Annotated in this window: 10 protein-coding genes; 5 read left to right on the forward strand and 5 right to left on the reverse strand. The window is 40.6% G+C overall.

Annotated elements, in window-relative coordinates:
- The first annotated feature begins 87 nt into the window (after positions 1-87).
- Entirely contained in the window at positions 88-957 is an 870-nt protein-coding gene (locus tag ACN6OV_RS09175; protein WP_427952233.1) for a class I SAM-dependent methyltransferase, read from the forward strand.
- A gap of 32 nt (positions 958-989) precedes the next feature.
- Here the strand turns inward: ACN6OV_RS09175 and ACN6OV_RS09180 are convergent, their stop codons facing one another.
- Positions 990-2,318 (reverse strand): alpha/beta fold hydrolase, encoded by a 1,329-nt coding sequence (locus ACN6OV_RS09180; RefSeq protein ID WP_427952235.1) that lies wholly within the window; start codon positions 2,316-2,318, stop codon positions 990-992.
- A 307-nt stretch (positions 2,319-2,625) separates the two neighbouring features.
- Between ACN6OV_RS09180 and ACN6OV_RS09185 the strand changes: the two genes are divergently transcribed.
- The 4 genes from ACN6OV_RS09185 to ACN6OV_RS09200 all read left to right on the forward strand — a co-directional run bounded on the left by ACN6OV_RS09185 (position 2,626) and on the right by ACN6OV_RS09200 (position 8,740).
- Entirely contained in the window at positions 2,626-3,891 is a 1,266-nt protein-coding gene (locus tag ACN6OV_RS09185; protein WP_427952251.1) for a glutamate-5-semialdehyde dehydrogenase, read from the forward strand.
- A 503-nt stretch (positions 3,892-4,394) separates the two neighbouring features.
- A complete protein-coding gene (locus tag ACN6OV_RS09190) occupies positions 4,395-5,609 on the forward strand; it encodes an acetate/propionate family kinase (protein ID WP_427952237.1) in 1,215 nt (404 codons plus the stop codon).
- Positions 5,610-5,669: 60 nt separating this feature from the next.
- Entirely contained in the window at positions 5,670-7,811 is a 2,142-nt protein-coding gene (gene pta / locus ACN6OV_RS09195) for a phosphate acetyltransferase (RefSeq protein ID WP_427952239.1), read from the forward strand.
- A 179-nt stretch (positions 7,812-7,990) separates the two neighbouring features.
- Positions 7,991-8,740: an acid phosphatase gene (locus ACN6OV_RS09200; protein ID WP_427952241.1), complete on the forward strand. Its 750-nt coding sequence runs from the start codon at positions 7,991-7,993 to the stop codon at positions 8,738-8,740.
- A gap of 160 nt (positions 8,741-8,900) precedes the next feature.
- Here ACN6OV_RS09200 and ACN6OV_RS09205 read toward each other — a convergent pair whose 3' ends face one another.
- The 4 genes from ACN6OV_RS09205 to ACN6OV_RS09220 form a co-directional block, all read right to left on the reverse strand.
- Positions 8,901-10,526 carry an alkaline phosphatase D family protein gene (locus ACN6OV_RS09205; protein ID WP_427952243.1) on the reverse strand — a complete coding sequence of 542 codons (1,626 nt, stop codon included), beginning with the start codon at positions 10,524-10,526 and terminating at the stop codon, positions 8,901-8,903.
- Between the two features lie 49 nt (positions 10,527-10,575).
- Positions 10,576-10,776 (reverse strand): OprD family outer membrane porin, encoded by a 201-nt coding sequence (locus ACN6OV_RS09210; RefSeq protein WP_427952245.1) that lies wholly within the window; start codon positions 10,774-10,776, stop codon positions 10,576-10,578.
- Positions 10,773-11,795 (reverse strand): OprD family outer membrane porin, encoded by a 1,023-nt coding sequence (locus tag ACN6OV_RS09215; protein WP_427952247.1) that lies wholly within the window; start codon positions 11,793-11,795, stop codon positions 10,773-10,775. The genes ACN6OV_RS09210 and ACN6OV_RS09215 overlap by 4 nt, the downstream gene beginning before the upstream one ends.
- A 225-nt stretch (positions 11,796-12,020) precedes the next feature.
- Positions 12,021-12,533, reverse strand: a complete 513-nt coding sequence (locus tag ACN6OV_RS09220) for a GNAT family N-acetyltransferase (RefSeq protein ID WP_427952249.1) — start codon at positions 12,531-12,533, stop codon at positions 12,021-12,023.
- Between the last annotated feature and the right edge of the window lie 205 nt (positions 12,534-12,738).

Genomic DNA, 12,738 nt, shown 5'->3' on the forward strand with positions numbered 1-12,738 from the left:
CTTTTTCATTATGATAAAAACAAAATCAATGCATACGCATGCTGAAATAACAACCCAACAATTACAAAAATATTAGGTCAGGACGACATGACACAAAGCCTATCTGAACACCGACACATTTCATTTACCGCACATTACACTGGCTATATTTGGTATAGCATGGGAATTTCTCATCCAGTATTTGCCACCCGCAAAGGCAAGTTTTTAGCACGTTTGGTGCATCCACTTGAAAGCTGGGCAGAAAAAAATGTCGGAGGCAGCATGCGCTCTACCTTGAAACAGCGCCATGCCATGATCGATCAGCATCTAGATCAATTAATTGTGCAACATCCAAACTTACAAGTGCTTGAAATTGCTTGTGGATTGTCGCCACGTGGCTGGAATTTTCGCAGCAAACATCCTGAAATTGATTATCGTGAACTTGATTTGCCCGATATGGCCAACATAAAAACCCAAGCATTACAGCAAATCGACCAACAATCACCTGAAGTACTGACTGCCGATATTTTCACTCATGATTTCGGCCGTATTTTTCATGCTTTTGATCCTGCACGACCGTTGGTGATTATCAGTGAAGGATTGATCAACTACTTTGATAAAACCTTGCTGAATAAGCTGTTGCAAGGCATTACCGAATATGGTGCAGTGTTCAAAGAACTGCATTACCTCAGTGACATTTATCCAGAACCGGTGAAAAATCGTCTTGCGCAATTTATTTGGGCCAGCAGCAAATTACTCAAAGTAATGTCACGTAGTGCATTCACCTTCCATTTTCAAACCCCTGCCGAATTACAAACCTTCTTTTTAAATACCGGTTTTAATGAAGTTGACGTGGTACAACCTGCGCTGTATTCCCCACTTAACAGCGATGACGCCGCTATCCCCTTTTACAATACAGAAGAACATCATGGTGATCTGGTTTGGATGATTCATGCACAAATCAAAAAACAGCGCTAAGGCGCTGTTTTTTTATCATTGAGGAAAATGAATTAGCCCGCAGCTTCTAACAACATGAGTTGTTCTTTTTGACGTGCCACAAAACGTAATAAACGCTCTGCCACTTCAAAACTGCCATGTTTAAATAAGGCGCGAATCTGTCGCTGTGAGGTTTCAAAAATCAGACATTCGATTTTAAATTCACCCTCTTCATCTTCTAAATGCAAGGCTAAATCACGTGGATATTGTGCCACCGTATCCGTCATGCCTTCCGGTACATTCAAAAGCACACCAAAATAATTTAAATCTACGATTTCAGCAGCAATATGTAATTCAGAATGACGATGTGATAAATGAGTAAAAGGCTGTTGTACCTTAATCCGCTCCTCACCGCGATGTTCAATATTTTGCATTTGCTCACGGCTCATGGGAATGATGCCGTCTAATTCTTGGATTGATTCCCCGCGCAAATAAGTTGCGAACAGATTCATGGTTTCTTTACGACGTTGCAATTGTGGCAAATGGTCCGCATTGGCAATCATGGCAAATTGCATATTGGGACATTGCAAAGCAAAACCTGCATTTTCATATGGCAAAGTAAAACTGTCATATTGACCACAAGACACCAGTACATCACATTGTGGAATCGGGACATCTTTCAAACGCAATAGACGATTACAGTTAATGTCATAACGCTCTTGTTCAGTATTGGTAAACTCAGCCATTTGCCTAAAGAATAAACGCTTTGCCGTTGGCGACATACGAGTGACATCTAATTTGGCATGGTTGACCAAATACAGAATAACGGCCTGACCAAACTCATCCATACGCTGTTCTTTCATCAGATGTAAGGATTCTTCAAGTAACATGCGCCAACTCTTACGCGTTTTTTGCATCACCCCCATCAGAACCATGCGGTTAATTAGTTCTGGACGTTGATCCGCCAAAGCTGCGGCAACAACAGAACCTAGAGACATCCCCATCACAGAGACTTTGTCTAAACCCTCGATATCCAACCAAACCCCAAGCATTTTTGCTAAATCACCAAGCTCTAAAGTTCCGGCAGATATTCCTGTCTCCACATTGGTAATTTGCTGATTGGCACCCATCGACGGTAGATCAATCAGGATCACTGGGCCCGCAGCAAATAACTGCTCAACGCAATATTTATAAGAATTAAAATTTTGAAATGCCCCACCAATAATGACGATGGGCGTTCGGTGTATGGTTTCTGGCTGGGCAATCGCCATATACTCAATTTTCCAGCCCTCAATCCATGTGGTACGTGCAGGCTGTTTAAAGCTTTGCTTATCGTATAGATCAAAAAAATTGTAGTGGGTGTTTTCCTGTACTGCTGGATCCATTTGGATAATGGAATTCATCTTCCTTTCCTCCATTCCTGCCTTATTTTTATTGTCAGGAATTTATTAAGAGACTGTGCTCGACGCAGCATCCTGCTGTTTAATCATTAGTTATTTTTACGACTTCAATGTCGCTAACGTTTCATTCTATACAGAGGTTGATTTTACACGCAACCAATATCCCCACCGCTCATCTACTTTTAAGCAGAAAACAATTTCAAAATGTGAATTCTCGGCATGATCAACAACTTAATCTGAACTTAGGTGCTTCATTGTTCAGCTTTAGACTGTTACTATCAGGATGAAATTTCTAAGTGATCAAACCGCTATGCAAGAGTCGATTGAACAATATATGCAAACGGTAGGACAACAAGCACGCACAGCATCACGTGTGCTCGCAGGCGCTTCTACCCAGACCAAAAACAATGCCTTATCCGCGATCTATACTGCATTACAAAACAGTGAGCCCGCTATTTTGGCAGCCAACCAAGTAGATATGGCGCAAGCGCATAACAACAACTTGGACAGCGCCCTGCTTGATCGCTTAGAACTTACCCCCGCACGCTTTAAAGGTATGCTACAAGGCCTAAAAGATGTGATTGGCCTGACTGACCCGATTGGTGAAATTACCGATATGGCTTATCGTCCATCAGGGATTCAACTTGGGAAAATGCGCGTACCGCTCGGTGTGGTCGGCATGATTTACGAGTCACGTCCAAACGTCACTCTGGAAGCAGCATCGTTAGCACTGAAATCAGGAAATGCGATTATTTTACGTGGTGGTTCAGAAGCACTGAAGTCAAATCAAGCCATTGCTGCTGCCATTCAACACGGTTTAAAAGCTGCCGGTGTGCCTGAACATGCTGTTCAAGTGATTAATACCTCAGATCGTGCCGCGGTTGGTAAACTGATCACCATGTCTGAATATGTCGATGTGATTGTACCGCGTGGTGGTAAAGGGCTGATTGAACGCATTAGCAATGAAGCACGTGTACCTGTAATTAAGCATTTAGATGGTAACTGCCATGTATTTGTTGAGGCACAAGCTGATTTACAAAAAGCCCTACCGATTGCCTTAAATGCCAAAACACATCGCTATGGCGTATGTAATGCCATGGAAACCTTATTGGTCGATGAAAATGTGGCTGAAGAGTTCTTGCCATTGATTGCAGAACTCTATGCTGAGAAAAAGGTAGAACTGCGCGGCTGCCCTGAAACCCAGCGTATTTTGGGTGAATCGATTGTTGCAGCAACGGAAGAAGATTGGTACACCGAATATTTAGGTCCGATCTTGGCGGTTAAAGTGGTGACGGGCTTAGATGAAGCAATTGAACATATTAACCAATACGGTTCACACCATACCGATTCAATCATTACTGAAAACTTTAGTCTTGCGCGCCAATTCCTAGCACGTGTCGATTCAAGTTCAGTGATGATTAATGCATCAACCCGTTTTGCCGATGGCTTTGAATATGGCTTAGGTGCTGAAATTGGTATTTCAACCGATAAAATCCATGCGCGTGGCCCAGTCGGTCTTGAAGGTCTGACTTCGCAAAAATGGATCGTATTTGGTGATGGTCAAATTCGCCAATAATCCCTATGAATAAAAAAAAGCTGTGCTCTTGTGAATAAAGGCACAGCTTTTTTTAATATTTGAAATTTTTAAATTAAGATCAAATAAAAAACTAGACGCGAAGTTCACACTTTTAGATTCAGCGATGTAGTTAAAAATTTAATTTGTAGTGGAAAATCAATGATCTTTAAAAATTTATAAGAAATGATCGAAATAAGAGGAATTTTGAAACAATTTAATTGCTACAGCGCGGCTGTGCGCATGCTATGTTGTTTATTTAAGCTATTAAATCGTTTCAGTTTTAGTACTATTTTTTTAATAAATGAAAACTATGAACTGATAAATTTTAATTATTATTGGTTTCATGGTCGATAGTGCTTAAGTCTAATCTCCTAAAGTCTATCTAGGACAGAAAAAAAACCCATGTTAAAACATCACTACTGATCTAAATTGCATCAAATGATACAACTGTAATTAGGTCAAAGTTAGGGATAAGTATTTCAATTAGAATCGGGTATTTAAACGTGTCGACATCAGTATTAGTAATTAACTGCGGATCTTCTTCAATCAAATATGCGTTAGTTTCTGAGCGCCGTGAAGATCGTATTTTTGGCTTGGCAGAGAATCTGGGTACTGCTGACGCACGTATTAAAGGGGTCACCACTGGTGGCGAAGCGCTTGAGCTTGCAATCCCGCATGCCGATCATGAAAAAGCCCTCGAAACAATTCTTGGACGCTTGGCGCATCACAATCCTCAAGCGATTGGTCACCGTGTTGTTCACGGCGGCACGATCACCAAAGCTGAATTATTAACGCCAGAAATCATTGAACGTATTCGTGAAGCGACACCGCTTGCACCTTTACACAACCCAGCACACTTGGTGGGTATTGATGCAACGATGCGTTTGTTCCCTGAACTTCCGCAAGTGGCTGTATTTGATACGGCATTCCATCAAACCATGCCATCACATGCATACCGCTATGCATTACCAAAATTCTTATATACACACCACAACGTTCGCCGTTACGGCTTCCATGGTACAAGCCATGCTTATGTTTCTGAACGTGGTTCAATGTTGGCAGGTAGCTTCAAACAAGGCGGTTGGTTAACAGCACACTTGGGCAATGGTAGCTCAACATGTGCCATTTGGAATGGTCAATCCGTTGATACGTCAATGGGGCTAACCCCACTTGAAGGCGTAGTTATGGGTACACGTAGTGGTGATGTAGACCCAAGTATCCATAGCTTCTTGGCAAGCAACTTAGGTTGGGACATCTACAAAATTGACAAAATGCTAAACAGCCAATCTGGTCTACTTGGTTTATCTGACTTGTCAAACGATATGCGTACGCTGATCGAAGCATCTGAACAAGGCAATGAAGATGCAGCACTTGCTATTGAAGTTTTCTGCTACCGCCTCGCAAAATCACTTGCTGCGCTGAGCTGTGGCCTACCACGTATTGACGGTTTATTCTTTACCGGTGGTATTGGTGAAAACTCAGCATATATCCGTGAAAAAACTATCGCGTATTTACCGCACTTTGGCTTTAACTTAAGCAAAGATCTGAACGATAACCTAAAACGTGGTACTGAAGGTCGTATTGACCATGGTACTGGCCCACAAATTTGGGTGGTTCCAACCGACGAAGAAGGCCGTATTGCCAAAGAAACTGAACAGGTTGTAGAAGAGGTCAATGCCGCTACAAAAAAGCCTGATGCTGAAATTGCGATTGCTTAAGTAATCGCATCAGCCCTTACACCTTCAATCTTTAATTTTTAGCTTTAAATTAGACACCGTATGAAAACAATTTTACTCGTGCCAACTGGAGAAGGTGTAGGTTTAACATCTGCATGCTTAGGCTTAATTTACGCATTAGAATGCCAAGGTGTGAAAGCCGGTTTTCTCAAACCATTTTCGCAAGAAAATGTAGTAGATCCCTGCGACCGCACCACTGCGCTCTATCGTCATTTATTTGACAATGAAACAGTGGAACCGATTCATCACACCATCATTACCCAGCAACTTAGCCATGATGAAAGTGATGAACTGCTTGAAGAAGCTGTTCGTCTACACCGTGAAATTGCAAAAAAACACGATCTGATTATTGTTGAAGGCTTAATTCCGAATAGCCGAGACAGTTTTGCTTCTGAACTGAATGCAACACTTGCCAAAGCACTTGATGCCAAGGTCATTATTGTCAGCACTGCAGATATTAATAACCCTACAAAAACAGCAGACAAAATTGAAAGCTCACTACGTCAGTTTGGTGGTGCTGCTTCTGAACGTACTGCGGGCGTATTATTTATGCGTACGCGTGGCCTACCAGAAGAATCTGCTCAAATTCCGGTGACCATTGATCCAAATCTGCGTTTAATCAGTGACACCAATAAATTTGTACTCGAATTACAACAAAGTAATCCGCAAATTGGTTCTGCACAGCTACCTGTTATTGGTCTCGTTCCATTTAGTAATACGCTCAGCGTACCGCGCATGTCTGACTTGGCGACGCATATCCAAGCAGAATGGATCAACCAAGGCGATGCTGCTCATCGCCGCGTACTGCATAGCAGCTTAGTTGCATCGAATATTGAACATGAACTTCACAAATTTGTGGCAGGCGAACTGATTATCAGCGCCTCTGACCGTATTGATGTGTTGTTGGCTTCTAGCCTTGCAAGTAGCAATGGTATTCCACTTGCCGGTTTGGTTTTGACTGAACATCATCAACCGAACCCACAAGTTTTAGATTTCTGCCAAACCGCGATTAAGCAAGGTTTACCGATTTTACATACGCCTTTAAGCACGTTTGAAACGGCACAACAACTTTCAAATTTAGGCAATGAAATTCCTGTCGATGACGTAGAACGTGCAGAACAAGTGACCCGCTTTGTTTCAAGTCACATCAATGCTGAGTGGATTACTGAAGTATTAAATGGTTCATATCAACCGCGTCTTTCACCTTCAGCATTCCGTCATGAGTTGGTGCAAAAATCGATTCATGCGAAAAAACGTATTGTGCTACCTGAAGGCGATGAGCCACGCACCATTCAAGCTGCAGCAATTTGCCAATCACGTGGTATTGCGCACTGTATTTTATTGGCAAAACCTGAAGCCGTAATTGAAGTGGCAAAAGCACGCAATATTGAATTACCGCATGATTTAGAAATTATTGATCCTGACCTGATTCGCAACAACTATGTAGAAAAAATGGTTGAGCTGCGTAAAGGCAAAATCAATGAACTTCAAGCCAAAGAACAGCTGCAAGATACAGTTGTTTTAGGCACCATGATGTTGGCACTGGATCAAGTCGATGGTCTAGTGTCTGGTGCTGTCCACACCACAGCAAATACTGTGCGTCCAGCATTCCAGTTAATTAAAACTGCACCAGACTATTCATTGGTCTCTTCAGTGTTCTTTATGCTGTTACCAGATGAAGTGTATGTCTATGGTGACTGTGCGATCAATCCAGATCCAAATGCAGAACAACTGGCTGAAATTGCGATTCAATCTGCGGACTCTGCCAAAGCTTTTGGTATAGACCCGCGCATTGCGATGATTTCTTATTCAACTGGAACATCGGGTGCAGGTGCCGAAGTTGAAAAAGTCGCTGAAGCAACTCGTATTGCCAAAGAACGCCGTCCAGATTTACTCATTGACGGACCGCTACAATACGATGCCGCATCGGTGGAAAGTGTCGGCCGCTCTAAAGCTCCTGACTCAAAAGTTGCAGGTCGTGCCAATGTATTTATTTTCCCTGACTTAAATACAGGAAATACCACTTACAAAGCGGTACAACGTTCTGCAAATGTAGTCAGTGTTGGCCCAATGCTGCAAGGTTTAAACAAGCCTGTAAATGACTTGTCACGTGGCGCTTTGGTCGATGACATCGTGTTTACCATTGCATTAACGGCAATTCAATCCGAACAGCAAGAAGCTTAATTTTAGTTTTGAGTTCTTAACCACCCTTTTGAAAGACTGGGTGGTTTTTTATATAAAGAAGTCTTTAAACCAACATTAAATAAAAATTACGTTATATTTCATTAATTTTAAAAATGTCATCAGGCGGTCAATTTAATTCATTATTGTGTGTTCGCTTTTATTTATGACATGACTTAAAAATGCAAAAAAAACATCCTTTGATTAAATTATTGATTCCAACTCTAGCATTAAGCTGCTTCTGCAACTCCACATTTGCTGCAGAAAATGCCTACTTGACACCTTCTGATGCACCCAACAGTCTTGAAATTTTACCTCAACCACCACAGCTAGATAGCACAAGTTTTACCAGAGATCAGGCAATCTTTAAGCAAAACCTTCAGGACAAAAATGAGCAACGTTGGAAACAAGCTATTATTGATGCCGATGTTTCCAATGAACATTTAGGCAGACCATTTTCTGAAGCTTTTGGAGTGGAAATTAATCAACATAATACCCCTATACTTTTTGAGATTTTAAAAAAAATTAAACTGGATAGTCGTTATTCTACACAGACAGCCAAAAAGTTTTATAACCGTGAACGCCCATATGCTTTTTTTAAAGTCAGCACCTGCACGCCTGATGAGGAAAATAAAAAGAACCAATTTGTTTCATATCCATCTGGTCACACCACCATTGGTTGGACGTATGCATTAGTGCTGGCACAGCTGCGTCCAGAACACCAAAATGAAATTTTCAAACGTGGCATTGAATTTGGGCAAAGTCGAGTCGTGTGTAATATGCATTGGCAAAGTGATGTCGATGCTGGCCGTATTATGGGCGCAGCGCAATTTTCACGCTTGCAGGCAGATCCACAATTCCAAGCCGATATGATTAAAGCCAAAACTGAAATTAACCATCTAATTTCTGCCACACATAAAAAAGCTGATTAAAAACAATCAGCATCGTGTCCCTCTGCATGGGTAGAAGATCACATGCATAGGGATTGATTTTAATAGATGTGCATATTCAATATAAAAATAAAGTGCTTAGAACCATCTAAGCGCTTTATTTAGAGCCTGTAAATAATTTAGCAGAAGTATTGATACCGTTTTATTTAGATTCAATCTGCTTCAATTCTGGCTTGCCATAAGCCACTTCAAAACTAGCTACGGTCGTCATTTTTCCACCTGGTTTTTCAACAAAATCTAGAACCTTTAAGTCTGTACGCATATAGTCTTTAAAAAAGTCTAAGGTCTGATAACCGCGTTGATCGTTGATAAATTTAATGTGTGGATTTAACTTCAGCACATCTTCCTGCCCTGGACGAATTGGTTGACCATTGCCAGTAGAGGTTATCGATGTGGTTAAAAATTCGGTTGCAATCGATGGACTCTTATAATCATTCAAATCACTTGGAATATTCGCTGCAAAATATTGATGCAAATCTCCTGATAAAATTACCGTATTGCCATAAGGTGCATTTTTTTTGATAGATTCAATCAAGCGCTCGCGTGCATAAGGATAGCCATTCCACGTATCTTTGCCAAAATAAGCCTTGCCTGATTTATTATAGCGCACCCAAGGCATAACCTGAATTTGCTGTGCCAACACATTCCAACGCTTATCATGGCGCATTTGCTTCGCCAACCATTGCTCTTGCGCTGTACCAAGAACCTGCTCATTTCGGCTATTCTCCGTACGGCAGTAATCCATTTTATCAAACCCATCTTCTAACTGAACTTTGGTGCATAAAATTGGAGAACGGTACTGGCGTGTATCCAAAATATTCATCCGCAACATTTTCCCATAATCTAAAGTGCGGTAAGCAAGGATATCTGGGCCATTCGGCTTCTGTTTTAAGCGCACAGGCATATATTCGTACCATGCTTGAAACGCTGCTGCGCGGCGCAGTAAAAAAATGTCTTTCTTTTCGCCTTTTTCTTCAATGTCTGCAGCCCAGTTGTTATCAACTTCATGATCATCAAAGGTCATTGCAAAAGGTGCTGATGCGTGTGCAGCCTGTAAATCAGGATCCGCACGATACTGTGCATAACGAATACGATATTGCAGTAAAGTTTGAATTTCCGGACCAATATGTTGACGTGCAGGAATTGAAATTCTTAGATCTCCAATTGCACGTCCCCCACCTTTACCTTCAGGCCCTTCATAAATATAGTCCCCATAGTGGAAAACTAAATCTATCTCTTTCTCTTTGCTCAAGTAGTCATAAGCCGTGTAATAGCCCGTTTCATAATGCTGACAGCCTACTACAGCGACTCGAACTCGTTCTGGCATTTGATGTGCTGCTGGCGCCGATTTTGCTGTACCCACAGAACTTTCATAACCAGCCAATCTAAATCGATAATAATAACGTGTCATCGGTGCTAAACCGGCTACCTCAACATGCACTGTGTGATGTAAGTCAGGATGTGCCTGCGCCCTCCCAGTTTGCACAATTTTCTTAAATTCAATATCTATAGCAATATCCCAATCTACTTCAACTGCTTCATTTGGCATACCGCCATCTACAGACAGTGGATAAGGTGCAACACGTGTCCAAATCACAAAACCATCTGGCCAAGGCTCACCTGAAGCAACGCCTAATTGAAACGGACTAATCGTAAATTTGGCATTTGCCCATGTGCTTACTGGACTGAGTCCAGAAAATAATGCTAAAGATCCAATCCCCATCAAACCCTTTAAGAATTGACGACGATTCGAATTAAAATGATTCATTTTTATTTCTCTATAAACTTATTAATAAATTAATCTGATCAGTTTTGGATTAGAAAATTGGCATGGTGTAGGTCAAATAGATACGGCTTTGTTCTTGCTTAGTTCCTGTACTTTTTTTGAATTTTCCGTACTGAGCGGTAAAACCTAAATTTTTGAATTTGCCTTCAGGCACTTTATAACGCAAGGTATAGTCAATTTCAGACTCAGTCGCACAGCCACATTTACCAAAGTCACGTCCCTTTACTTTCAAGAACGAAACATTAAGCCTTTTAAATATTGATCATTAAAGTCATATCGATAGCCATACCATGTTGACTTTTCGCCTGCGTTAGTAAAGTTCTGCAACAAACGATTGGTTGGCAAGTAAATGAATGTCCCATCCGCACCATTACCTAAACCTCCCTGATTCATATGCAGAAAATCGCCATCATCACCAATTTTTTGCGCGCCGAATTGCAGCTGATGATTTTTAAATTTGTATTTGAAATCCACACTGGCTGTCTGATTATCTACTTTCGTGCCGTAGCCTTTTTCCCCACGTTCATTAGCTCCAGTCGCTTGAGTATCAAATAAACGTAGGTCCGTATTAAAACTCTGGTTTTCACTGAATGGAAATTTATGTTTCACACCGATAAATTGCTGTACATAAAAATCATCCAGCTCGCCTGCATAGTACTGTAGTGTTAAATTTTTATTGGGCTTCCAGTCCGCACCACCAAACATAAAGCCATCACTGGTTTCTGTTGCGCCTTTAATAGAAAGCTTTGAAGCATCTCGTGATGCACGTGGAATTGCTTTGGTGACATAACCACCAGTTAAAGTCAGCCCTTTTACATCTTTAGACGTGACTTGACCACCTAAATAGGCAGATTCAAGCAAGCGAGCAAAGCTTCGACTCAAAATCGGTAAATTAGGTCGTAACTCCCCGACTTTTACATCAGTTTTCTGATAACGGGCTTTTAAAGTGGGATATGCACGTGTCCAATAATTTGTTGGACTGCCATCACCTTCTAAAGGAAACATCAGTGAATGTTTGGCTTTATCTTTACTTCCATCTAAACGTATACCTACTGCCGCAGTTGCATCTAAACCAAAACCGACTTGACCTTCGGTAAAGCCAGATTGATAACTCAATTCAATACCTTGCCCCCAAACTGTCGAATCTTTATCGTTAGGCTCTTGATCTTGATCAAAATAATAATTTTTAAAATCTATTTTTGCTTTACTATCTTCAATAAATTCTGCTTGTGCTGCCTGCATTGTCAGCATTTGGGTGAAAGCCATACAGCAAATGAGCGCTTTGTAATTCAACGTCTAACCTCTTTGGTCCTTGAGAAATACTGCAATAACCTAAAGGCTCTGTATGACAATACACTTGCAATCACATGACAATTACGTGAAAAATAAAACAAACATTAAATATAAGTATTTGATAATATGGAAATTAAAGTTATTTTTATATTCAAGAACCTAAAATACAAAAATAGTTGACCATTAAAAGAACTGAAAGCACTCCATTTTTTGACTGCTAAGCTCCGAGCCTGATATTAAAGAAGATTGCTCAAGAACTTTGATAAAACCTTGCTTAGAATAAAATTGAATAGCTCGTAAATTACCTAATTCAACACAAAGTACAATTTTTGTATAACCTTGGTTTGCTGCATATTTTTTTAGTTTAGATATTAAAAGATCAGCAACACCCTTTCCTCGATAATTCTCATGCACCCACATTGCAACCACATTAAATTCATGCTGTTCATCAATAACACCTCTAACCATGCCTACGGCTATTATTCCGTCAAATGCTAATAGAAACTGACATGGCGTTTTTTGCGCAGCTCTATCACGCCATTCCAACTCACTATGAGTTTTGGTTTTTTCATAAGTTGCTGTAAATGCATCGGGACTGTCTTGTAATGCTTTTAGCCGTAAATTTTTCAGTATCTCCCAATCAGATTCAACAGTTGGACGTACAGTAACAGTGCTCATTTTTATTTTACCTGTCATCTAATTGCTTCAAATCATAACGTTTAGAATTAAAGTTTTGTAAAAAAAAATTTGAAAGTAACAGCGATCAACGACGATGATCACTCTGACACAAACTGATACAAAGACTAAAAAATTAGCTATTACTAATGATTAGATTTGAAGATTTGAAGATTTGAAGATTTGAAGATTTGAAGATTTGAAGATTTGAAGATTTGAAGATTTG

This window comes from Acinetobacter sp. (assembly GCF_050285345.1).
GTDB lineage: Bacteria > Pseudomonadota > Gammaproteobacteria > Pseudomonadales > Moraxellaceae > Acinetobacter.

Coding starts and splice junctions, on each gene's coding strand:
- ACN6OV_RS09200 (WP_427952241.1), top strand. CDS start 7,991: ATGCAAAAAAAACATCCTTTGATTAAATTATTGATTCCAACTCTAGCA.
- ACN6OV_RS09205 (WP_427952243.1), bottom strand. CDS start 10,526: ATGAATCATTTTAATTCGAATCGTCGTCAATTCTTAAAGGGTTTGATG.
- ACN6OV_RS09215 (WP_427952247.1), bottom strand. CDS start 11,795: ATGCTGACAATGCAGGCAGCACAAGCAGAATTTATTGAAGATAGTAAA.
- ACN6OV_RS09185 (WP_427952251.1), top strand. CDS start 2,626: ATGCAAGAGTCGATTGAACAATATATGCAAACGGTAGGACAACAAGCA.
- pta (WP_427952239.1), top strand. CDS start 5,670: ATGAAAACAATTTTACTCGTGCCAACTGGAGAAGGTGTAGGTTTAACA.
- ACN6OV_RS09180 (WP_427952235.1), bottom strand. CDS start 2,318: ATGAATTCCATTATCCAAATGGATCCAGCAGTACAGGAAAACACCCAC.
- ACN6OV_RS09220 (WP_427952249.1), bottom strand. CDS start 12,533: ATGACAGGTAAAATAAAAATGAGCACTGTTACTGTACGTCCAACTGTT.
- ACN6OV_RS09175 (WP_427952233.1), top strand. CDS start 88: ATGACACAAAGCCTATCTGAACACCGACACATTTCATTTACCGCACAT.